Source organism: Paenibacillus sp. FSL F4-0236 (genome assembly GCF_038000135.1).
Classification (GTDB): Bacteria; Bacillota; Bacilli; order Paenibacillales; family Paenibacillaceae; genus Paenibacillus_AQ.
Window position 1 is genome coordinate 736,195 of record NZ_JBBOBK010000001.1, and the last position, 21,448, is coordinate 757,642.

22 protein-coding genes are annotated in these 21,448 nt (G+C 42.9%); 18 read left to right on the plus strand and 4 right to left on the minus strand.

Annotated features, from left to right (window positions below; genetic code table 11):
- Positions 1-142 precede the first annotated feature (142 nt).
- The 6 genes from NSQ29_RS03345 (at position 143) to thiI (ending at position 4,980) form a co-directional block, all read left to right on the plus strand.
- Positions 143-640 (plus strand): YpuI family protein, encoded by a 498-nt coding sequence (locus NSQ29_RS03345; protein WP_042190914.1) that lies wholly within the window; start codon positions 143-145, stop codon positions 638-640.
- Positions 641-873: 233 nt separating this feature from the next.
- Positions 874-1,095 carry a DUF1540 domain-containing protein gene (locus NSQ29_RS03350; RefSeq protein WP_042190912.1) on the plus strand — a complete coding sequence of 74 codons (222 nt, stop codon included), beginning with the start codon at positions 874-876 and terminating at the stop codon, positions 1,093-1,095.
- 12 nt (positions 1,096-1,107) lie between these two features.
- Positions 1,108-1,521, plus strand: a complete 414-nt coding sequence (locus tag NSQ29_RS03355; RefSeq protein WP_256721656.1) for a DUF5353 domain-containing protein — start codon at positions 1,108-1,110, stop codon at positions 1,519-1,521.
- Positions 1,522-1,703: 182 nt separating this feature from the next.
- Positions 1,704-2,411, plus strand: coding sequence for a lytic transglycosylase domain-containing protein (locus NSQ29_RS03360; RefSeq protein ID WP_341124367.1), 708 nt, complete (start codon positions 1,704-1,706; stop codon positions 2,409-2,411).
- 127 nt (positions 2,412-2,538) lie between these two features.
- The gene (locus NSQ29_RS03365; RefSeq protein WP_341124368.1) at positions 2,539-3,690 is read left to right on the plus strand and encodes a cysteine desulfurase family protein; all 1,152 of its coding nucleotides are present in this window, start codon (positions 2,539-2,541) and stop codon (positions 3,688-3,690) included.
- Positions 3,691-3,693: 3 nt separating this feature from the next.
- The gene (thiI, locus tag NSQ29_RS03370) at positions 3,694-4,980 is read left to right on the plus strand and encodes a tRNA uracil 4-sulfurtransferase ThiI (RefSeq protein ID WP_445739153.1); all 1,287 of its coding nucleotides are present in this window, start codon (positions 3,694-3,696) and stop codon (positions 4,978-4,980) included.
- A 37-nt stretch (positions 4,981-5,017) separates the two neighbouring features.
- Here the strand turns inward: thiI and NSQ29_RS03375 are convergent, their stop codons facing one another.
- Positions 5,018-5,710, minus strand: a complete 693-nt coding sequence (locus NSQ29_RS03375) for a TerC family protein (protein ID WP_042190906.1) — start codon at positions 5,708-5,710, stop codon at positions 5,018-5,020.
- A 173-nt stretch (positions 5,711-5,883) separates the two neighbouring features.
- Between NSQ29_RS03375 and NSQ29_RS03380 the strand changes: the two genes are divergently transcribed.
- From NSQ29_RS03380 to NSQ29_RS03405, 6 genes are all read left to right on the plus strand, one after another.
- A complete protein-coding gene (locus NSQ29_RS03380) occupies positions 5,884-6,543 on the plus strand; it encodes a TerC family protein (RefSeq protein WP_341124369.1) in 660 nt (219 codons plus the stop codon).
- 269 nt (positions 6,544-6,812) lie between these two features.
- The gene (locus NSQ29_RS03385) at positions 6,813-7,322 is read left to right on the plus strand and encodes a hypothetical protein (RefSeq protein WP_042190902.1); all 510 of its coding nucleotides are present in this window, start codon (positions 6,813-6,815) and stop codon (positions 7,320-7,322) included.
- A gap of 206 nt (positions 7,323-7,528) precedes the next feature.
- The gene (gene typA / locus NSQ29_RS03390) at positions 7,529-9,370 is read left to right on the plus strand and encodes a translational GTPase TypA (RefSeq protein ID WP_042190900.1); all 1,842 of its coding nucleotides are present in this window, start codon (positions 7,529-7,531) and stop codon (positions 9,368-9,370) included.
- A gap of 125 nt (positions 9,371-9,495) precedes the next feature.
- Positions 9,496-9,792, plus strand: a complete 297-nt coding sequence (locus tag NSQ29_RS03395) for a YlaH-like family protein (protein WP_042190898.1) — start codon at positions 9,496-9,498, stop codon at positions 9,790-9,792.
- Between the two features lie 83 nt (positions 9,793-9,875).
- Positions 9,876-10,973, plus strand: a complete 1,098-nt coding sequence (locus NSQ29_RS03400; protein ID WP_042190896.1) for an LCP family protein — start codon at positions 9,876-9,878, stop codon at positions 10,971-10,973.
- A 101-nt stretch (positions 10,974-11,074) separates the two neighbouring features.
- A complete protein-coding gene (locus NSQ29_RS03405; RefSeq protein WP_340972206.1) occupies positions 11,075-11,527 on the plus strand; it encodes a pyridoxamine 5'-phosphate oxidase family protein in 453 nt (150 codons plus the stop codon).
- A 29-nt stretch (positions 11,528-11,556) separates the two neighbouring features.
- On the opposite strand, the gene NSQ29_RS03410 is transcribed toward NSQ29_RS03405, so the two are convergent.
- Complete coding sequence (locus NSQ29_RS03410; protein WP_042190892.1) at positions 11,557-12,132, minus strand: YhcN/YlaJ family sporulation lipoprotein; 576 nt, start codon at positions 12,130-12,132, stop codon at positions 11,557-11,559.
- 105 nt (positions 12,133-12,237) lie between these two features.
- On the opposite strand from NSQ29_RS03410, the gene NSQ29_RS03415 reads away from it, so the two are divergent.
- Entirely contained in the window at positions 12,238-13,569 is a 1,332-nt protein-coding gene (locus tag NSQ29_RS03415) for a PhoH family protein (RefSeq protein WP_042190890.1), read from the plus strand.
- A 381-nt stretch (positions 13,570-13,950) separates the two neighbouring features.
- Positions 13,951-15,177 (plus strand): extracellular solute-binding protein, encoded by a 1,227-nt coding sequence (locus NSQ29_RS03420; protein ID WP_149647600.1) that lies wholly within the window; start codon positions 13,951-13,953, stop codon positions 15,175-15,177.
- Here the strand turns inward: NSQ29_RS03420 and NSQ29_RS03425 are convergent.
- Together NSQ29_RS03425 and NSQ29_RS03430 are read right to left on the minus strand one after the other, a co-directional pair.
- Entirely contained in the window at positions 15,169-16,296 is a 1,128-nt protein-coding gene (locus tag NSQ29_RS03425; protein ID WP_262495767.1) for a coiled-coil domain-containing protein, read from the minus strand. The two genes, NSQ29_RS03420 and NSQ29_RS03425, sit on opposite strands and share 9 nt — an antisense overlap.
- Before the next feature lie 327 nt (positions 16,297-16,623).
- Positions 16,624-16,860 carry a DUF2626 family protein gene (locus tag NSQ29_RS03430; RefSeq protein WP_042130273.1) on the minus strand — a complete coding sequence of 79 codons (237 nt, stop codon included), beginning with the start codon at positions 16,858-16,860 and terminating at the stop codon, positions 16,624-16,626.
- Between the two features lie 345 nt (positions 16,861-17,205).
- Here NSQ29_RS03430 and NSQ29_RS03435 point away from each other — a divergent pair, with 345 nt between their 5' ends.
- The 4 genes from NSQ29_RS03435 (at position 17,206) to NSQ29_RS03450 (ending at position 21,252) form a co-directional block, all read left to right on the plus strand.
- Positions 17,206-17,856 (plus strand): RsfA family transcriptional regulator, encoded by a 651-nt coding sequence (locus tag NSQ29_RS03435; RefSeq protein WP_042130271.1) that lies wholly within the window; start codon positions 17,206-17,208, stop codon positions 17,854-17,856.
- Positions 17,857-18,020: 164 nt separating this feature from the next.
- Complete coding sequence (locus NSQ29_RS03440) at positions 18,021-18,977, plus strand: ketopantoate reductase family protein (protein ID WP_341124370.1); 957 nt, start codon at positions 18,021-18,023, stop codon at positions 18,975-18,977.
- A gap of 27 nt (positions 18,978-19,004) precedes the next feature.
- Positions 19,005-19,391 carry a DUF3397 domain-containing protein gene (locus tag NSQ29_RS03445; RefSeq protein WP_076284770.1) on the plus strand — a complete coding sequence of 129 codons (387 nt, stop codon included), beginning with the start codon at positions 19,005-19,007 and terminating at the stop codon, positions 19,389-19,391.
- 151 nt (positions 19,392-19,542) lie between these two features.
- Positions 19,543-21,252 carry a peptide ABC transporter substrate-binding protein gene (locus NSQ29_RS03450; RefSeq protein WP_042190881.1) on the plus strand — a complete coding sequence of 570 codons (1,710 nt, stop codon included), beginning with the start codon at positions 19,543-19,545 and terminating at the stop codon, positions 21,250-21,252.
- Positions 21,253-21,448 lie beyond the last annotated feature (196 nt).

A 21,448-nucleotide genomic window follows, 5' to 3' on the forward strand; every position in this document is an offset into this window, starting at 1 on the left:
CTTTTGATTTTCAGAAGGTTAGACTTCTCTGTGTTTGCATCCTGATATTGCAAGAATAAAGAGATATGTCTAAAGACTATTTCTTCATAAGATTAACTTTATTGACTACAAGAGCAGGGAATAATAAGGGGGAGCAACCGCCATGTCAGCAGCCAATGTGCAGAAATTATGTGAATCGACGAGAGACAAACTTAAAGATGTAATTGATAAGATGGAAATTTTTCTGAACGAGCATGCATTGCCTCAGCTTGTAACAGAAGATGATGAAGAAACTGTACAATTTTATCAAGGATTTCTGTCCGATGTCCGTCATCTGTTAGTGTTCTCGGAAATGTCTTATGAGAAGCTGGGAGTTGCGCTGCGTCGTGCTACATTCGATGAATCTTTTGCGCAGAAAGCGCTTTATAATGTATATCACTATGGCGTGAATAACTTCTTCTATCCAAAGAACGAAAGCTATTCTGAAGATGGACGTTATGCTTATACTGGACAGGATGCTATCCGTTTCCGTAAAAAGCCAGTTCGTCCGGCGCGTGATATCATTCTAGAAATTACCAAGACCTATGAAGAGCTACGCGATGACCTTACTTATTATGAGAACGACTATTTGACTGAGAAACGTATGCAAAATCAGGTTTAACAGTTAACTCGTTCGTGTAAAGGATCAGCACTTCGTCATAATGACGAGGGCTGATCCTTTTTTGACGTATTAGAATTTATATATTTGGGGCCCCCACAAAGTACCTGAGTACGCATCGAAGCACCCCCCCACTTTGTGGGGAAATTTTGCGTGGGCATCGTTACATCAACTGGAAACCGTCCTGTCGAATAGGGGGTGAATCGTGCGGACATAATGAAGCCGAGGTGATAAATATGTCGAGTGTAAAGCCATTAGTCAAATGCAGTGTAAGCAATTGTCATTATTGGGGCGAGCATAATTTATGCCGGGCAGAAGAAATTATTATTGAGATCGACAAGCACGCTGGCAGTGGATTTAAAGAAGAATATGCTGAAGAAATGACGAATGAAGGTCACCACGATCAAGTCGCAACATCGTCTGCAACATGCTGTTTAACATTTAAGCCGAACTCCTAGGAGGCCGCCCTAATGGACAGAGAAAAGGAACATGAATCAGGTTCATCAAATGAACAATCCGGTCCGAGAAAAGTTATTTTGCGTCCACGCAGAGTAGACTATCCACGCCGGGACAGAGAACATCAAGAGGAATATGCCGCAGAGGTGAATCCGGTTTCGATGCCGATCCGGGATACAACACCACGCGTGGCGAGTGAAGCTAAGGAGCATGATGAGGAATATAGTGGAAGCAAAGCGATAGGTTATACTGGGCTAGCTATGGGTATTGCCTCCTTGTTTCTCTGGTCCATCATACTTGGGCCCATTTCAGTTGTGATTGGTTATTATGCATATGCCAAGGAGCAAAAAACGCTTGGGGCATGGGCGATGGGGTTAGGGATTGTATCCACACTTAGTTACTTTGTGATGATACCCTTTGCTCGCTAAAAATGAACTGGTAAGTTTGAATTATAACAGGCTTTAGACCTAAATATCAGGGTCTGAAGTCTGTTTTTCATTCCAGCATATAGCAATAATCTCGGATAAAATGTAATATTAAGCCGTAATTCATCGAAATCTAAGGTTAGACCAATAGATATGATTCAACAGGATCAAAGGAGTGCGCCGGTATGGAGATTAATCCCGCTGTAACCAATGGGTTAGGGCAGCTTAAATGGGTAAGCTTAAAGAGTGCAACCGACAAGAGTAGCTCAGCAAATGAAACTAAAAGATCGGGCGCGTCAGCCTCTCAATTTGCAGCAATGCTTCAAGCTTTATCTTCTAACTCGTCTAATGGCGGGGATACAAACTTCTTGACGTCACTTCCGGATGCTTCATCAGTTAGTAGCTTGTTATGGCAACAGATCGGAACAGCTGAAAGCATCGATAGTGTAATTTCCGGGGAAATAACGGATACTAAACCAACAAGCTATGATGATCTGATTCAAACGGCGAGTGCTAAGTACGGGGTGCCAGTCGATTTGATAAAAGCTGTGATTGATACAGAATCTTCCTTTAATCCAAACGTTGTCTCTTCGGCTGGTGCTAAAGGATTAATGCAATTAATGGATGGAACAGCGCGTGGTTTAGGGGTTTCTGATTCATTCAATCCTGCTCAAAATATTGATGGTGGTGTACGCTATCTGTCTTATCAATTGAAACGCTTTGACGGACAGGAAAAGATGGCATTAGCGGCTTACAATGCAGGGCCTGCAAGGGTAATTAACCTTGGAGTAAGCAATGATCAAGAATTATTGGAGAAACTTACACTGCTCCCTATAGAGACGCAGTCTTATCTCACTAAAATAGAACGCGCTCGCGCGGAATACGCTGTATAATAAAAAGGATCAAACAGGTATTTCCCTTAAACCACATGCTGGTATTTGGGATCACCGTTTGATCCTTTTTCGAAATTTAAAAAAGAATGATTCTGTACTTTGAAGAAGTAAAGGAGACAATCGATATATGCTTTACTGGGATTATGCCGCCGCCACACCACCCTATGAAGACGTGGTGAAGACGATGGAACAAATTATGAAGCTGCATTATGCTAACCCGTCCTCCTTACACCGTGCCGGTAGTGAAGCGGCAAAGCTGATCAGGCGTTCACGAGAAGTATGTGCAGCTGCGTTATCTGTACAACCAAAGGAGATCCTATTTACATCTGGGGCTACGGAGAGTAACAATTTAGCCATTAAAGGTGCTGCTTTGCAATATCAATCAAGAGGACGTCATCTGATAACTACAGAAATAGAGCATCCCTCTGTGTATGAAAGTTGTCTGCAGCTGCAGCAAAATGGCTGGGAGATTACTTTTGTAGCGCCTGACAGCACTGGAATGATTGATCCAGAGCGAGTGGCTGCTGCAGTACGGCGTGGTACCATACTCGTAAGTGTGATGCATGTAAATAATGAAATTGGAACAGTACAGCCGCTGATGGAGATTGGCAGGCTGATTAAATCCGTAAATCCACGAACCTTATTTCATGTGGATGGCGTTCAGGGATATGGTAAGCTTGCTGTTGACCTCAAAGGATGGAAAGCGGATCTTTACAGCTTGTCTCCTCACAAAATTCGAGGTCCTCGCGGAGCGGGGCTTCTCTATATTAAAGAAGGAATTCAGCTGTTCCCCTTACTTTCAGGTGGTTCTCATGAAGAGGGACTACGTGCTGGAACTGAGAATGTACCTGCAATTGTTGCTTCTTCCAAAGCCGTGCGGATGGGTGTTGAGCAGCGCGAAACCTTCTATGCCCGATTGCTCCCACTTCGGGATCGGCTGTTACGCTTCTTGCACAGCGTTCCTGAATTTGTTATAAACAGCAGAGGGGATGGTGCCCCTCATATTGTGCATTTCTCATACCCTGGCATGAAAGGGGAAGTGTTCGCCCGTAAGCTGGAGGAACTAGGGATGGCTGTTTCTACTCGATCAGCTTGCTCCTCCCGGCTGGCAGAACCTAGTCGTGTTCTATTGTCTATGGGGAAAGATGTCTCTGTAGCTTCAGGTGGCATCCGCATCAGTTTCGGTGATAGTCACACTGAAGATGATGTCGCGGCGCTTGAGAAAGCACTAATTACTGCGGTACGAGCTTTAAAGATTGCTGAAGGAGGTATGAAGTAACTAATGAGTGTGATGAATCAAGTATCTGCTAAAGGCAGTGCCAATAGTATTGATTATGCCGATATGCTGCTTTTGCGTTTCGGGGAGTTTACATTAAAGGGCAAGAACCGTGCCAGATTTGAGAAAACGGTACTACGTCATGTGAAAGAAATGATTAAGCCATATCCAAAGGTGGTTCTAACCAAAGAATTTGGAAGAATTTACGTGGAACTGAATGGAGAAACTGCTGCCCCATTGGTAGAAGCATTGAAGAATGTATTCGGAATCGCTTCTGTCAGTCCGGTAAAGGTGGCCAAGTCAGATCTCGAGGATATTGTGGCTGTCAGCCGTCATTTTTTGGAGATCATCGCTCCTGCACCGGGAACTACATTTAAAGTTAATGCACGCCGGGTGTGGAAAGAGTTCCCATATGGCTCCATGGAGATGAATAAGCTAGTCTCGACACCACTGCTGCAAGGCTATTCCGGACTTACTGTGGATGTAAAGTCACCTCAATTGGAGCTGAAAGTCGAAATTCGTCAAGGTCATACTTTTATATTTTGTGAAAATATTGCTGGTGTTGGTGGATTTCCGCTTGGTACGAATGGAAAAGCGATGTTATTGCTGTCCGGAGGCATTGATAGTCCTGTAGCCGGTTGGTCATCCATGCGTCGTGGACTCGAAGTGGAGTGCGTACATTTCTATAGTTATCCTTATACGAGTGAGCTTGCCCGGCAAAAGGTGGTTGATCTTACGCGGGTATTGTCACGATATGCGGGAGTCATCAAGCTACACTTAGTACCTTTTACAGAGGTGCAGACATCTTTTACCGGAATAGGTCAGGATAATCTGATTATTACGTTGATGCGTCGAGCTATGCTGAGAATTACTACACAGCTTGCTGAACGTGAGGGTGCCCTCGCGATCGTAACCGGTGAAAGTCTTGGACAGGTTGCTAGCCAGACGTTACCAAGTATGAATGTGATCGGTCGTGCGACAGAACTTCCTCTTTTACGTCCGCTGGTAATGATGGACAAAAGTGATATTGTAGAGCTGTCTAAGAATATCGGCACCTATGACCTGTCAATTCTTCCTTATGAGGATTGCTGTACATTATTTGTACCTAAATCACCTACAACGAATCCGAATTTACGGATTGTAGATAAGATTGAAGCTACGCTCCCAGGTTACTCTGCATTGCTGGACGCAGCGATTGAAGCCACGGAGACCGTGCTGATCACTCCGTATGGAGATGAGAAGCCTAAAGATGTAGTAAGTGCTCAAGCTGAATTACAGGAAGAATGGTTCTAATATTATAAACAAAAGGCTGTCTCATTCGTAGCAACATCTACGGTTGAGGCAGCTTTTTTGAATTATTATGGCTTGATTGGCGTCTCCAGTGTCCTCCAATTAAGATGCCAACAATGATCACAAATATAAACAGAGCTCTCAATAGTGGATGCTGCTCAAAAAATGGGGATAGCTGCTGCTCATCTGTAATCATGCTTGAGGCTGTAAACCCTAGGACTGCTGAGCCAATATAAATAATCCATGGATATTTGTTGATTAATTTAATAAAGAGAGTGCTTCCCCAGACCACAATTGGAACGCTGATTAACAGTCCTATGACAACTAGAGAGATATTGTGCTTAGCGACTCCCGCAATGGCGATGACATTATCCAGCCCCATCGCAGCATCGGCTAGAATGATTGTACCCACAGCGGCCCCTAAGCTTTGACCAGCCTTGATATTCGTTGAATTGTTCTCATCTGTTAACAGCTTATAGGCAATTAGAATAAGTAAAATCCCGCCTGCCAGCAGTAACCAAGGGATTTTTAATAGCCATACGACCAGAACCGTTGCGAAAATCCGTAATACGACGGCACCTGCTGTTCCAAGCACAATTGCTTTTTTTTGAGTGCTGTTCGGCAAATTACGCGCTGCAAGTCCGATGACTATGGCATTGTCTCCCGCCAGAATGAGATCTAGAAAAATAATATTGAGCAGTGATAATACAAACTCCCATATGGATGTATTCAAGGCATAGTCACCCCTAAAGTTAGTTAAGATGAGCACGAAGATATGCTTAGTTTTGTATACGCAAAAAAAGGGGCATACATGCTTTCATCCTCAAAAAAAAGTTGGACAGGAAGCATAGCTTGTCACTTCCGAACATACATGTAGTTACATGTGATTCGGGGAGGTAAAAGCGAATGGAATCATTATTGCTCCTTGGTGAAATATTGATGATCAATCTTGTGCTGAGTGGAGATAATGCTATGGTCATCGCGATGGCCAGTAAGGACCTTCCGGAGAAGCACCGGAAGATTGCGGTATGGTGGGGAGCTGCGGGAGCTGTTATTCTGCGCTGCTTGCTAACTTTTGCTGCGGTATTACTGTTGAAAATCCCTTATATCCAGGCTGGAGGAGGAATTCTGCTGCTATGGATTGCGTTCAAGCTGCTGCTGGAAGAAGAGGAGGTCCTTAGAGTCGCGGAAACATCCTCCGTATGGAAATCCATCCGAACGATTCTCGTGGCTGATTTTATTATGAGTCTTGATAATGTCCTGGCAATTGCCGGTCTAGCCAAAGGGGATTTGGCTTTAATTGTCATCGGGATTGCGTTCAGCATTCCGATTGTAGTATGGGGAAGTGGCCTCATTGTGGGGTGGCTGCATAGATTTCCGATACTCGTATTTATCGGCGCTTATATTTTAGCCTTTACAGCAGGTGATATGATGCTTCAGGATGCAAAATTAGGGACAATGCTCTCCTTTTTGCTCCCATCCACGCATTCCATACTGCCGATCGCTTTAGGAATATTAGTAGTTGTTACAGGAGCAATTAAACGAAGAACAACATCAGTAGGTTAATAAATTGCAATAAAAGGCAATACTACAAGGACATCTCCATAAATTGGAATCGTCCTTTTTTGACGTATCAGAAAGTATATATTTGGGGCCCCCGCAAAGTACCTGAGTACGCATCGAAGCAAAGCGCCACTTTGTGGGGATATTTTGCATGGTCAGTGATGGCATTTTGTGTATGTTTCAGATAATATATGAATAAGAATCCTGTCGTTTTCTGGGTATGAGACGGCAAGGTAATGAGGTAGACGTGAATTTGAAGGGATGGGTGAAGGATGTCTTCCAAGAATGACATGAGACTAGGTATATTCATTGTAGCTGCGGGCGTCTTGATTTTATTCGGTAAGCTGGGGGTCTTCGGATTTTTGGGACGAGCCCTTTGGCCGCTAGTGATTTTACTTCCAGGATTGGTTCTACATATGTTATTTTTTAGCCGCCGCGCTTCGGCAACAGTATTGATTCCCGCGGGAATATTAACGGTATATGGTTTATTGTTTGGTCTTTGCAATATATGGGGATGGGGGCTTATGAAATATTTATGGCCTGTGCTTCTGCTCGGCATTGCCGTAGGTCTGTATGAATATTCCATAAATTCTCCAAGACGGTCAGGGGGACTATCTGCAATTGCTGTAATATTAGGCGTTCTAAGCATAGCGCTTTGTATTTTCAGTCTTATGGGTACGGGTGTAATCTATCTAATTGGTATTGTATTCATCGTGGCAGGAATTTGGCTGATTACAGGTCGGGGTAGAACTCGTGGCCGAAATAGATGGTATCGAAGTTAATTAATGTTGGATCTTGTGAAAAAAAACGGAATTTGCCAACTGTTTTTTTCATAAAAAGACTTGCTTTTCATAGTGCTTTCACTATAATATTAATGTTATGTTGAAGCGTCGGCTTTCTGCCTGGCGCTTCTTTTGTGAGACTGCCGTGACATGCTAAGAATTTTAACAGTTTTAATTTGATAAATGAGAGGATTTGGATACAAATCATGCATTCAAGAAAAGATATTCGCAACATTGCGATCATTGCCCACGTTGACCATGGCAAAACAACACTCGTCGATCAGCTACTTCAGCAATCGGGGATCTTCAGCGCACACGAACACGTACAAGAACGCGCTATGGACTCTAACGATATCGAGCGGGAACGCGGAATTACAATCCTAGCTAAAAATACAGCAATTACTTATAAAGAGTTTTTGATCAATATTGTGGATACACCTGGACACGCTGACTTCGGTGGCGAAGTAGAACGGATTATGAAAATGGTTGACGGTGTATTGCTGGTTGTTGATGCTTATGAAGGCTGCATGCCGCAAACGAAATTCGTTCTGCGTAAAGCATTGGAACAAAAACTTACACCGATCGTTGTCGTGAACAAGATTGACCGTCCAGCTGCTCGTCCTAAGGAAGTTATTGATGAAGTTCTCGATTTGTTCATCGAACTGGAAGCAAATGACGAACAATTGGAATTCCCGGTTGTCTATGCATCTGCTCTTAATGGTACATCAAGCATGGTTCCTGAGAAGCAAGATGAGACAATGCTTTCACTTTACGAAACAATCGTTGAGCATATCCCAGCTCCAACTGAAAGTGTAGAAGACCCGCTTCAATTCCTCGTAACATTGATGGATTATAACGAATACTTGGGTCGTATTGCTATTGGCCGTGTAAACCGCGGTGTGATCAAACAAGGTCAATCTGTAACTGTAATTATGCGTGACGGTAAGAGTAAAACCGCACGTATTGAGAAATTGTTCGGGTTCCAAGGTTTAAAACGTATTGAAACAGAAGAAGCGGGCGCAGGGGATATCGTTGCTATCGCAGGGATCAAGGACATTAACATTGGTGAGACCATTGCTGATCCAGCGAATCCAGAAGCACTGCCTGTTCTTAAGATCGACGAGCCTACGATGCAAATGACTTTCCTTGTGAATAACAGTCCTTTTGCTGGTAAAGAAGGTAAATGGGTAACTTCCCGTAAACTGCGTGAGCGTCTCTTTAAAGAACTTGAGACAGATGTGAGTTTGCGTGTGGATGAAACGGATAGTCCTGATGCATTTATCGTTTCTGGACGCGGTGAGCTTCACCTTGGTATTCTGATCGAGAATATGCGTCGTGAAGGTTATGAAATGCAAGTTTCTAAACCACAAGTAATCATTAAAGAAATCGATGGTGTTAAATCGGAGCCACTTGAGCGTCTTATGATTGACATTCCTGAAGAAAGCATGGGCTCTGTTATGGAAAGTCTGGGCACTCGCAAAGCCGAAATGGTCAACATGATTAACAACGGTACGGGTCAAGTACGTCTGGAGTTCCTGATTCCTGCACGTGGTTTGATTGGTTACAACACTTACTTCTTGACTTTGACACGTGGTTACGGCGTTATGAACCATGCTTTTGACAGCTATGCTCCACTGGTTGCTGGTCAAGTTGGCGGACGTCATCAAGGTGTGCTTGTAGCCAGTGAGACTGGATCAACAACACAATATGGAATAGTGGGCGTTGAGGATCGTGGTATTCTCTTCTTGGATGCAGGTACAGAAATTTATGAAGGTATGATCGTAGGCGAGCATACCCGTGATAACGATATTATCGTTAACATCTGTAGAGAAAAAGCACTTACCAACATGCGTACCTCAGGTAAGGACGATACTGTAAAAATGAAGACACCACGTACCTTCTCTTTGGAAGGCGCACTTGAATATTTGAATGATGATGAATATTGTGAAATCACACCTAAATCCATTCGCTTGCGCAAAAAGATTCTAAACAAAGGCGAACGCGAACGTGTAGAGAAGCAACGTAAAATGGCACAAGCAAACGCGTAAGATCAGCTTATTATAGTAAAGAGCCGTCGGAGGTTTAACTTTCGGCGGTTTTTTTTATAACAAAAACTTCCCTTACTGATGATATAATGTAAACGTATCTTAAATTTGGGAGGAGTGCGGTATCTATGCAAGTCTGGTTTGCTGAGCATCCAATCGTCGCTTATATTGTTATTTTTATATTGCTTACATTTGTGTATAATCAGGTATTTCGTGTGAATCAAAAGTTATCGATTGGCAAAGAGATTATGCTGTACATAATGATGGCAATCGGCTCCGGCATGCTCCTCATTTTTCAACATGATAAGCTACCGATCATTCAGTGTCTGCTGGTCGCCGTCGGATTAATGCTGATGGTACGGATACGTTATATCGTAGAAGCTCGACAGAAGAGAAAGGCTGCAGCTGCAGCAAAAAGACAGTAATCGAAACTTTTACTGCTTATGCAACGTCTATTTAAGTGTAGCAATTTTAATTCCAAATGAAATGAAGAGGACTTTATTCTACTATGAGTACACGAAACAGCAGTTTACCTCCACGAGCAAGTGGTCAACAACCGAATAATAGAAAACAGCCTGTGAAGGGTGCTCCTAAGAAAAAAAAGAAGAAACCGCAAAAGAGAGGCTTTTTTGGCAGATTAGTTAGAATCCTGTTAACCTTACTCATTATTGCGATTCTTGGCGTATTGGGCTACGGGGGCTATCTGTATTGGAAGCTTGAAAATGGGGTCTTTAATGCAGGTAGTAAAGGAACGGTTGCCCCAGGACATTCGGCTACAGAAAAACCACTGACGATGCTTATCCTGGGTACGGATAATAGACCAAAACATCAATCTAGATTGACAGATGTTATTATGGTTGCAGCGCTTAATCCTAAGACGAAATCAGCAACCATTGTCTCTCTTCCACGCGATACCTTAGTTGAGCTCAATGGATACAAGCAAACGAAGATTAACGAATTCTATGCCCGCTTTAAGGGGAAAGAAGATTCTTCTGGTATTTTGGCAGAAGATGAGATGAAGACAATGATGGGTAAATATCTAGATATTGACGTAGATTATACAACGATTCTGGATTTTCAAGGCTTCCGCGATGTGGTGGACGAGCTTGGTGGAGTCAAAGTCAACATTAGCGATAATATGTGTTATACAGACAGCGTTGACGGTACGAATATCAATTTGAAAAAAGGTCCGGCGGAGCTTGATGGAGATAAAGCGCTAGATTATGTGCGATACCGTAAATCTAATTGCAAGCCTAAGACTAAGGGTTCAGATGATTTTGATCGAAACAAACGTCAGAATGAGGTCCTTCATTCACTGGTGGATCAGATGCAATCGCTTGGTGGAGTATTAAAGATAGGCAAGGTGCTTGACGCAGTGGATAGTAATATGAAGACTGATATCGAAAATTCGCAGATTAAAGATATGATTGCGACTTATTGGAAGATTTCCAAAGATGATATCGAATTCAAGCCCGTGACTGGAACGTGGCGAAGTCCGTATGTATATATTAATGATGAGGAGCTTGAGGCTGCCAAGAAAAGCTTGCAGGATCGATTAGCAGGAGTTTCTGCTAATTCCACTTCAGAATCCACTGAGGCGCCTTAAAGTCCTTAATAACACTTCGCCCTAAAATTGAATGCAAGTTTCAGCCTGTGCTATAATATAATAAATTGAATGAATTTACGCCGCATAGGGGGCCAGTACTTATGTCCGAAGCCGTTGCTCAGCTGAACGAAACCTTGTTATCGATGCTGCAATCGGAAACTTTTGTTCTTCTCAACACAGTTGATGCGGAATCAGGAGGTCCAACGTCCACGGCCATTTCGTGGATTTATGCAGTTAGTCCTAGTACTGTGCGTCTGGCTGTAGATCATCGTTCCAGACTCGTGAACAACATGAAGGTCAACCCGTTAGTAACCGTCACTGTGTTCGGTGAGGGTACTGTCTATGCTATTAACGGCACTGCCGTTGTAAAGCAGGATCCACTTCAGGATGTACCTTTCAAGATGTGCTGCTTTGATGTTGAAATTATGGCGGTGCGTAACGCGCTTTTTTATGGAGCGCAGCTTGAATCCGCCCCAAGATATGCAAAGGTTTATGATGGACGTGCCGCTGAGAAGCTGGACGGACAAGTATTTGCTGCAATGAAAAAAGCCTAGTGAGAATATCACTGGGCTTTTTTTGTCCTCTACTGTGCATTTTTAATCGGCTTAGTATCCTCTGGCAGCTGCGGCATGATTCGACCGATGATATCAGCCAGTTCGGATGAGAATCCGGAAATTGGATGTCCCTGAGAGATATGGCGGCTCATGTCCGCTAAGCGGCTGGAGAGATCCATATCGGCAGTGACAAGTGCACGTACACTTCTCGGGTCTTTGCGGATAGCTTCCGCTACAGAATATTTAATGCTTCCAACACGTGATCGGTCTAGAGAACCTTCTACGTCAAGACCTACAATGGCTACCTTGTTCATGACTACACAGTGTGCACCATTCACACCAGGAACTCTTTTGGCTAACTGTTCAAAATGGTCCTTAAGTGCAATTTCACTTTCGCCCTTAACACTGACGGTGTGACCAGCTTTTGAGGTGGCCTTAGGATTAGTTGCACCATCGTTGGCCAATTGCCGAACCTCATGGTTTCCCGTACCCTTTACAGCATTCGCAGATTGTTTATTCTGAGGAGAGGGTGATGTCTTTTTATTAGCGATACCGCAGCTTGTCAATAGCAGCAGTACCAGCAACAGACACATTGATTTTCTCATATGTGATTACTCCTTTCAGCCAAGATCGTTTCTGTACCTTATCTTTTCCCTTGGCGGAAAGAGTTATGTATGATCAATCAAACCAGGCGCTGTGGAGGGGATAATATGAACAAGATATTTGTGCTAGATACCAACGTGCTTTTGCACGACCCCAATTCGATTTTCTCTTTCAAGGAGCATGAGGTGGTTATTCCGGCGGTTGTGCTGGAAGAAATCGACTCCAAAAAGCGCAACGCTGACGAAATCGGTCGAAATGCCCGCACGGTTTCCCGATTGCTCGATGGACTTCGTGAGCTAGGTCATTTGCATAGTGGTGTGGAGCTGGAGCATGGAGGCAAGCTGAAGGTAGAACTTAACCATCGCAGTTTTGTGAAGGTACAGGAAATGTTTGGTGAGGTATCTAACGACAATCGGATTTTGGCTGTAGCTCTCAACTATTTAATCGAAGAGAAAGAGAAGCCTGATCCGCGTCCCGTAGTGCTTGTGAGTAAGGATGTGCTGGTTCGCATTAAAGCGGATGTGCTAGGAATCACGCCAGAGGATTACTTGTCAGATCGTACTGGAGATTTAAATGAACTTTACACTGGTTACCAATCTCTGCAGGTACATCCGGCATTGATTGATGAATATTACAGTCACCGCTCTTTAACGGTTAAACAGCTCGGGTTGTCATATCCCTTGTACCCTCATGAATTTGTGATCCTCAAGGATGAGATAGGCACGGGCAAATCAGCTCTTCTTAAAGTGAATAGTGATGCGACCCGTCTGGAGCCGCTTTATCTGGGCAATGATTCAGTTTGGGGGATCAGCGCACGAAATGCTCAGCAACGAATGGCATTGGAGCTGCTTCTCAATGATGAAATCCCGCTTGTAACCATTACGGGTAAGGCTGGTACAGGGAAGACATTATTGGCGCTTGCTGCCGGACTATTCAAAGTTGAGGATGAGCATAAATACAAAAAACTGCTTATTGCTCGTCCAGTAGTTCCTATGGGTAAAGACATTGGTTATTTACCCGGAGAGAAGGATGAGAAGCTCAGACCCTGGATGCAGCCTATTTATGATAATCTGGAGTTTCTGTTCGACACCAAAAAAGCTGGCGATATCGATAAAATCTTAATGGGCTTAGGCAGCATTCAGGTAGAAGCCTTAACTTATATTCGTGGCCGTTCAATCCCTGCGCAGTTCATTATTATTGATGAAGCTCAGAACCTTTCCCGTCATGAGGTGAAGACAATCGTCTCCAGAGCGGGTGAAGGAAGTAAAGTGATTCTTATGGGTGATCCGGAGCAAATCGATCATCCGTATCTGGATGCTGCGAGTAACGGACTTAGTTATATTGTTGAGAAGTTTAAGCAGCAAGGGATTAGCGGACATATTACTTTGGAAAAAGGCGAGCGTTCCCGCTTGGCCCAATTGGCAGCGGATCTTCTCTAACCTATTCCTATCTTCAATCTCAGCCGGGAGAAGCATAACTCCCGGCTTTTTCCTGCCCGCCCAGAAACGGCGGAGGAATTTGGTAGGTTATAGTGGTGATTAGAGCCATGGAAAGAAAGTTTGGAACTGTAGAAGCGAAGCGTTCGCCTTTATCCTCGGATTTCAACCGCAATATGCGGTAATTAAATCAGGAAATCTGAGGATAACAGCTATCGGAAGTCCAAAGCTTTCTTGTAATGGCGGATGGATCACCTCTAAGCTTTTAATTGTCTCCGTTCGTTTCCCCTATATAATAGAAAGAGAACGTTTTCACATTCTAAAGACAAGCAGCGGAGGGTTTGGTAAAATAGGGGTGACGAATCATGGGGAAGGTGGGGAATTGTGCTGAAACGCAAAAATTATTGGCTGCTTTTTGCAATTTTACTACTATCGCTGACAAGCTTGTCACCCAGTATGGAATTGAATACCAATAACGACCCACATCCTATGAAAAAACCACAAAGTCAGTCGACAAACCCCTCTTCAGGGGAAGAGGGAACTATAGATAGCCTGCGCATAACAGTATCGTTAAATAGTGAGGAATTCAATGAACTGGAGCTTTTAAGCAATCGTTATACTTTAGAAAGTGGAGTAAAGGTAATATTAAGAAATATTGATAGCGAGGATGCAGACGAAGTTTTGAAGCATGATCTAACCATCGGGGATAGCCCGGATATCGTTATGGCGGATGGACGAAGTATTCTCGACTGGGCAACACGTGGATATTTATTGCCGGTGGATGTGTATCAGAGCATTCCGGGAACTGCACCGTTAACTCAGTTAATCCCATGGATGCAATGGAACGGATATAATTGGGGAGTGCCGCTGGATATTGACCCTTATGTACTTGTTTATTCACCACAGCGTCTTGCGGAACTGGGATTCACTACCTTACCAAGAAGTCTGGAACAGTGGAACACGTTGCTTCAGAATGTGCTTAAAGAGCAAGGAAAATATTTGCTCGCAATGGATACACGTAATCCATATGGATTGTCCGCTGTTATGGAGAGTATGAACAGCAGCTTGCTATCGGATAACCAAGAAGTGATAAATTGGACTCAGAATGCTCGGAGTTATTTTTACCTTACCAGTCGATATAACAAAGATGTTTGGGATATGATTCAGAGCGGAAGCGTTGCTGTTGCTGCTCTACCGCTATCTGAGTGGAAAAAACATGGGAATTCGTCTTTAGTTGCTGAAGCACCACTGACCGCAAGTAACGGGAGAGGACTTGAATCTTATTACAGCCGTTCCTTTGCACTTCCAGCTCAATCCCCAAATCCAAAGGAAGCCGTGAATTGGCTGACGTTTATCACTTCTGAGGATTCTCAAATGGATTGGCTGGAGAACACGGGAAGCTTGCCTGCGCTGGATGTCCTATATCGTTCAGAACATGATTTCAAATACAGGCTTCCTTTTGGAGTCGAATTATTACTGACAGAAGAAACCGCCCCGGAGGTCGAATTCCAAGGCGGCTGGAGTAAGATTGTTGAAGCAGTATCCTTACTGCTAACAGGAAAAATGGATGCGGCTGGGTACAAAGATTTCATCAAGGAAGGCTTAGAATGAGATAGAAAGTTTAACTTGGAGGACGCCTTCTTTACTATCTACTTCTGTGGCGCGGAGGAAAGAAACGATTTTTCCAGGGTAAAAGCCTAAATCAAATTCCTCCTCAAGTGTTCTTCTAGTGGTGTCAGGTAATTCGAGACCATTAAATACAACATGATCTACTTGGAATATAAGTCCATTGATGGGTTCTTCCTGTATGATGTAGTGACCGGTTAATGAAAGGGCTAAAGCACCACTTTTTCCTGTGGCAGTAATCGTTCCGTCATTAAAATGAAATGCGAAATCGTTAAATAGCTTATTCTGGGACTGAAGGAATTCGTTTAAATCCTCTTCCTTCAGATTCAGAACATAAGTCATCCCCTTACGAGTAAGAACTCCCTCTCGATTCTGGACAAACTGCGGTAATTTATTCATTGCGGAAGACAATGCTTTGAAGTAGGTCTTTACCTCGCGCAAACCAATATTCTCCCAATATAATGTGAATTCTTGAAGTAGAGCGCTCATATTATCAGGATCACTACTGTCTTTAATCCCGCCTTCAATTTCTTTATTGAGCGCGGCTACCCGAATTTTCTGTTCCTCCAGAGCGGTTCGCAGCTGTGCAAGATCCTTCGAGCTGCGCTGTGCAGTCTGGAGGGTCTTCTTTAGATCCTTATATTGGTCCTCGTATTGTGTGAGAATGTTGCGGTCATTTCCGATAATAATTTCATAATAATCAAATAGTGCCAGAAATCTGCTAATGCTCTTCGCGGATAGAAATGCGGCCAAGAGACCGTCTCTATCCCCCATATAATAAGAACGAAGGACCGCACCTGCACGCTCTTGTTGGTTTGCGATGGCAGATTTTTTCTGGATAGCTTGCTCTTCTAGGTAATCTACCTTTTCTTCAAGCGCTTTTTGTTCGGCTGTAATCTTGATGATCTCCCGTTCGATTTCTGCGGAAGATAAAGTCTGCTCCAGAAGTTTACGCGTTTCTTCATTATCTGGTATAGAGGAATTGAAAAAAGAACCGCTAGGATCGGCAGACAGGTACATCGTAGATTGTAACGGAAATAATGTACAGCAGAAGAGAATTAGTATGGTTGCCATCATGCGGCTTTGGGCATTGCGGGAGCGCACCACACCACCACCTTTTTTTTGAATTTAAGATAAGAAATTATCTGTTTCACTCCATAAATCATCCTTCTATTTCTCGTAGAAACGGAAACTGTCCGTAAAAGACGGCAAAACCGGTTCTTCTTGAATGGATATATGTATGTACTAATAATATGTTTAACCCTTCTAAAATAGCATACATACAAAAAATCCCCACAAAGTGAGGCTATCCTTCAATGCGTACACAGGTATATGGGGGACCTCATATATAATATATTAACTGATAAACAAAAAAACGGAAGTGATCCTTATTAGATAAGGACCTCATCCGCTTCAAGAGAGCACTGCAATTTATAGTGGAAGACCCATTTGAAAGATCGTCCAATAGCTGAAACCGGTGAAAGTCAAAATCATGTATGCCCAGAAAAGTAGGACATAAGTTTTTTCAGTAAACTTCAAATAACCGAGAATTACGAAAAAAGCGGTTTGCAAAAAGAAAAGCAAGGCCATTTCTGTCAGACCTCCGGCGAAAGCCATCAATCCAATAGCCAATGTAAAAAAACCTAATACCCGAAACATGCGGTCCAAGAGAGAGTCCCCCTTCCAGTATGTATCTCACGAATATTCCTTCGACTTATTATACCCGTTCAGTAAAAATGTGTAAACGAATTCATTGAAAAAAATACACTAATCTTGAAAAAATGTGATTTTTATAATTGACTGAAGTGATTAGTGCTTGAAAAAAGAGAATTTATTACTTAAAGCGTATGATGTGAGCAGATAATGGAAATACAATTTAGTATCAAATAGATTCTATGAACTCTATGAGAAGCATAGAAATGGAGTAAGCAGCTTTTATCCCTATTCACTACCCGGCAGAGCTGTCGGTTATGGAGATGGTTATTTCAAGATGTTGTTAGGAGGTTTGGTTGGATGACAGCCGTTAGACAGGATGCTTGGAGTGCAGAAGATGATCTAATACTGGCAGAAGTAACCTTGCGCCACATTCGGGAGGGCAGTACACAACTTGCTGCTTTTGAAGAAGTGGGTGAGAAAATCGGCAGAACGTCGGCTGCTTGCGGATTCCGCTGGAACAGCTGTGTTCGAAAAAGCTATGAAGGTGCAATTGGAATCGCTAAAGGCCAACGTCAAAAGAGAAGTTACCTGAAAAAGCAACCGTCGGTAAGAGGAGCGCAGGTAGCGGGTCTTATTCTCGGGGATACCGATGAGGAATTCGGACGAGGCGAAGGATTAAGTGAAAACACATTATCCATTGATGCGGTTATACGTTTCCTGAGACAATGGAAAGGTACGATCCAGGAGGCAGGACGCCAGCTGAAAATGCTGGAGAGAGATTTGCGCGAGAAGGAAGATGAATTAACAGAATTAAGATCTGAGAATGAGCGGTTGTCAAAAGAGGTTAATCTTGCTCAAAGTGACTACCGGGTAGTCAATGATGATTACAAAGCTTTAATTCAGATTATGGATCGTGCGCGTAGGCTAGCTTTCTTAAACGAAGAAGAAGAAGAAATGAAGACTCGTTTCAAAATGGATGGGAACGGAAATTTAGAACGTATTGAATAAAAGATAGGCAAACTAAAACACCCGTAAGTGGTTCGCTTTATTAGCGCCATTTGCGGGCGTTTTGGTTTTGTATTGTCATTTATGGAGGACGACAACGGCGGTTCTTCTTGGTATATTAAGGCTATACTTAGAAAAATTGCGCTTGAGATCAACAGGAGGATCAGATGAAAATCGATATAATCGGTGCGGGTTCACTTGGGCTGCTTTTGGCAGGGAGGCTGGCCCAGTCCGGGAATGAAGTGAGATTGTGGTGTCGAGGGGTAGAGCAGTGCCGGAAATTAAAAGATGAGGGCTTAACTGTGAGCTATGAGGATGGACGCGATCCAATTTCGATTTCGGGGGATCGATTTGTGTCCGCACCAATAGAGGGATTTGCAGATGCCTATCTCCGTGAGCCCAGTGATTGGATCATAGTAACGGTTAAACAGGACATACTACATAATGTTTTACCTGAATTTCTATCCCCTCTTAGGGAACAACAGGTACACATCATTTGTGTTCAAAATGGCATTGGACATATGGAGATGCTCAGTAACTTGCTGCCGAAAGCTAATTTATATGCTGCCGTAACAACAGAAGCTGCGAAGCGAAAGTCTTTAACTGAGGTCATTCATGCAGGTGCGGGGGAGGTATGGATAGGGAAATGGAGCTTAAAGAATGGAGAAGCCCATAGTATACATACTGATTTACAAGTGAATTATTTAATAGAAGTTCTCATTATGGCAGGATTCTCAGCCTTTTTGTCGAATGAAGTGGATACCATGATTTACCGGAAGCTCCTAATCAATGCCGTTATTAATCCGCTCACAGCGATTTGGCGTATTCCAAATGGTGAACTGCTTGCTTCAGAAGAGCGCCTGCAGTTAATGAGAGAACTTTTTAGAGAAGCTACTATGGTATATGATGCCTGCGGAATTATTTATGATCATGATGCGTGGGATAACATCCTTAAAGTGTGCAGGACAACGGCTGGCAATACTTCGTCCATGCTGGCAGATGTTCTAGCTTCAAGAAGCACAGAAATTCATTGGATCAATGGAAGTCTTGTAGAAATGGCAGAACGCACTGGAACATTGGTTCCTTTACATCGCTTGATCTGCCAATTAGTAGAGGGAATATAGGTATGATCTCGGAGGAGAGGTGAAGCTATGGGATTGCTGATGAATTCGGTCGTTACTTTAAGCTTGATTCCAATAATACCGTTTTTAATTGTTTATTTCATTGGAAGAGGCTTAAAAAAAGATAAAAAGAAAACTTTTATGCTCGCTATGGACGTGACTACATTTTTTTTATTATTATCGGTCTCCGCATTATTTAACAACTTGTTTAACAACGGTTTTGGGTTTTATCTTATACTACTTATTGTATTAATATCCACTGGATTGATTGGCGGCGCTCAGAATCGACTGAAAGGAAAAGTAGATGGGAAGCGGTTATTTCGGGCAGTTTGGAGACTTTCCTTCTTTTTTATGAGCGTCGGATATTTATTATTTATGTTTGTAGGGCTAATTAAGTACATATCACAAGCGATGTAATGTTCCACTGCTCCGGTGAAGCGGCAACGTCACAAAAGTTTAAAGTTTTAATAAAAAAAGAGTTTTCTGAAAACATACCACTAGATTTTTTTGACCACTGGTTGTATAATCATAAACCATATACCACATTCTATTTAGGGGGAACTGCTAGATGAAGAAGAGTAAAAGTCTATTGCTAATGCTTGCATTAGTACTTGTTATCGGCACAGTGCTTGCTGGCTGCGGCGGAAACAACGCGAACAGCGGCAATAAAGGTAATGCTGGTAACACTGGTAACACGGGAACTGGTAATGCGGCTACAGAAGAGAAATTGGCTGCGGACCAAACACTGAGAATCAACCTAAGCTCTGAGCCTCCAACATTTGACCCAGGATTGGCTCAAGATAGCCAAGCTCACACTGTCCTGACAACAATGTACGAAGGTCTGACTCGCATGAATGCTGAATCTGGTCAAGCTGAACCAGGTGTTGCTGAAAGCTGGGATGTTTCCGCTGACGGTCTGGTATATACTTTCAAACTCCGTGATTCACAATGGAGTAATGGCGATCCTGTAACAACAGAAGACTTCGTTCGCGCTTGGAAACGCGTACTCGATCCTGCTGCTGCATCCGCTGCACCTTACGCTTATCAATTGTACTACATCAAAAATGCTCAAAAGTTCTACAACAAGGAAATTACCGATTTCAGTCAAGTAGGTGTCAAAGCGGTTGATGAGAAAACTCTCGAAGTTACTCTTGAAGCCCCAACTCCTTACTTCCTTGGATTGCTTTCCTTCTACACTTATTACCCTGTACACAAATCCATTGAGAGTAATCCAAAATGGGCAACAAGCAAAGATACTATGATCGTTAACGGTGCTTTCACTCTTACTGAGTGGACTACAGGTCAAACACTTGTTGTAACTAAAAACGATAAATACTGGGATAAAGATTCCATTAAACTTAACAAAATCGACTTCTCCCTTGTAAACAGCGGTGCAACTGAACTGCTCAGCTACAAGAACGGTGAATACGATCGTGCCGGTGGACCAACTGGTGAAATTCCATCAGAACAAATTCCAATCGTGCAAAAAGAACTTCCTAAAGAATTCAGCCGTAAAGGTATTGCTTCCGTATACTACTACGAATTCAATATCACTGAAAAACCTTTCACAAACGCTAAAATCCGTAAAGCTCTTGCAATGTCGATTAACCGTCAAGCTTTGATTGACAATGTAGTACAAGGTGGACAATTCCCAGCATTCGGTTATGTACCTCCGGGTATCGCTGGTGCTGATGGTGAATACCGTACAGCAGTTAAAGATAGCTACTTCACTGAAGATCTAGAACAAGCTAAAACTTTGCTTGCTGAAGGTCTGAAAGAAGAAGGTATGGATAAACTGCCTACATTCTCTTTGACTTACAACACAAGTGAAGGTCACAAGAAAATCGCTTTGGCGATTGCTGATATGTGGAAAAACAATCTTGGTATCGACGTACAAACCGTTAACCAAGAGTGGGCTGTATTTATTGAAAACCGTCAAAACCTGAACTACCAAGTTGCACGTGCTGGTTGGACTGCGGATTACAATGATCCAATGACTTTCCTTGATATGTGGGTAACAGGTGGCGGTAACAATGATACTGGTTACGCTAACCCTGAGTATGACAAATTGATCAGCGAAGCTAAAGCAAGTACTGACTTGAAAGTACGTCAAGACAAGTTTGCAGCAGCTGAGAAATTGCTCATCGAGCAAGATCAAGTTTTGATTCCGTTGTACTACTACACTAACAACTCCCTGACTAAAGAGTACCTCAAAGGTGTTACTCTTGACTTCAGTGGTGCAATTGACTTGACTCGTGGATACTTGCTTGAGCACTAAGATTTAGCTCATGTAATTTAAACAGAATAGTTAGTTGACTGAAGTAACACAATACTTCGGGATATATATGTGGAACTCCATATATATCCCTTTTTTTTGTATTTCCGTCTATTTGTTATTTATTGTTATTTATAACATATTTAGAAAATGGACAAAAATCCGTTTTTTTCATAAAATCAATATAATGCTCTCAAAA

Bases quoted from the DNA above. Each gene is read 5' to 3' on its own strand.
- NSQ29_RS03395 (WP_042190898.1), top strand. From the start codon at position 9,496: ATGCAAGTCTGGTTTGCTGAGCATCCAATCGTCGCTTATATTGTTATT.
- typA (WP_042190900.1), top strand. From the start codon at position 7,529: ATGCATTCAAGAAAAGATATTCGCAACATTGCGATCATTGCCCACGTT.
- NSQ29_RS03405 (WP_340972206.1), top strand. From the start codon at position 11,075: ATGTCCGAAGCCGTTGCTCAGCTGAACGAAACCTTGTTATCGATGCTG.
- NSQ29_RS03345 (WP_042190914.1), top strand. From the start codon at position 143: ATGTCAGCAGCCAATGTGCAGAAATTATGTGAATCGACGAGAGACAAA.
- NSQ29_RS03355 (WP_256721656.1), top strand. From the start codon at position 1,108: ATGGACAGAGAAAAGGAACATGAATCAGGTTCATCAAATGAACAATCC.
- NSQ29_RS03410 (WP_042190892.1), bottom strand. From the start codon at position 12,132: ATGAGAAAATCAATGTGTCTGTTGCTGGTACTGCTGCTATTGACAAGC.
- NSQ29_RS03450 (WP_042190881.1), top strand. From the start codon at position 19,543: ATGAAGAAGAGTAAAAGTCTATTGCTAATGCTTGCATTAGTACTTGTT.
- NSQ29_RS03415 (WP_042190890.1), top strand. From the start codon at position 12,238: ATGAACAAGATATTTGTGCTAGATACCAACGTGCTTTTGCACGACCCC.
- thiI (WP_445739153.1), top strand. From the start codon at position 3,694: ATGAGTGTGATGAATCAAGTATCTGCTAAAGGCAGTGCCAATAGTATT.
- NSQ29_RS03380 (WP_341124369.1), top strand. From the start codon at position 5,884: ATGGAATCATTATTGCTCCTTGGTGAAATATTGATGATCAATCTTGTG.
- NSQ29_RS03385 (WP_042190902.1), top strand. From the start codon at position 6,813: ATGTCTTCCAAGAATGACATGAGACTAGGTATATTCATTGTAGCTGCG.
- NSQ29_RS03365 (WP_341124368.1), top strand. From the start codon at position 2,539: ATGCTTTACTGGGATTATGCCGCCGCCACACCACCCTATGAAGACGTG.
- NSQ29_RS03350 (WP_042190912.1), top strand. From the start codon at position 874: ATGTCGAGTGTAAAGCCATTAGTCAAATGCAGTGTAAGCAATTGTCAT.
- NSQ29_RS03435 (WP_042130271.1), top strand. From the start codon at position 17,206: ATGACAGCCGTTAGACAGGATGCTTGGAGTGCAGAAGATGATCTAATA.
- NSQ29_RS03400 (WP_042190896.1), top strand. From the start codon at position 9,876: ATGAGTACACGAAACAGCAGTTTACCTCCACGAGCAAGTGGTCAACAA.
- NSQ29_RS03360 (WP_341124367.1), top strand. From the start codon at position 1,704: ATGGAGATTAATCCCGCTGTAACCAATGGGTTAGGGCAGCTTAAATGG.
- NSQ29_RS03440 (WP_341124370.1), top strand. From the start codon at position 18,021: ATGAAAATCGATATAATCGGTGCGGGTTCACTTGGGCTGCTTTTGGCA.
- NSQ29_RS03445 (WP_076284770.1), top strand. From the start codon at position 19,005: ATGGGATTGCTGATGAATTCGGTCGTTACTTTAAGCTTGATTCCAATA.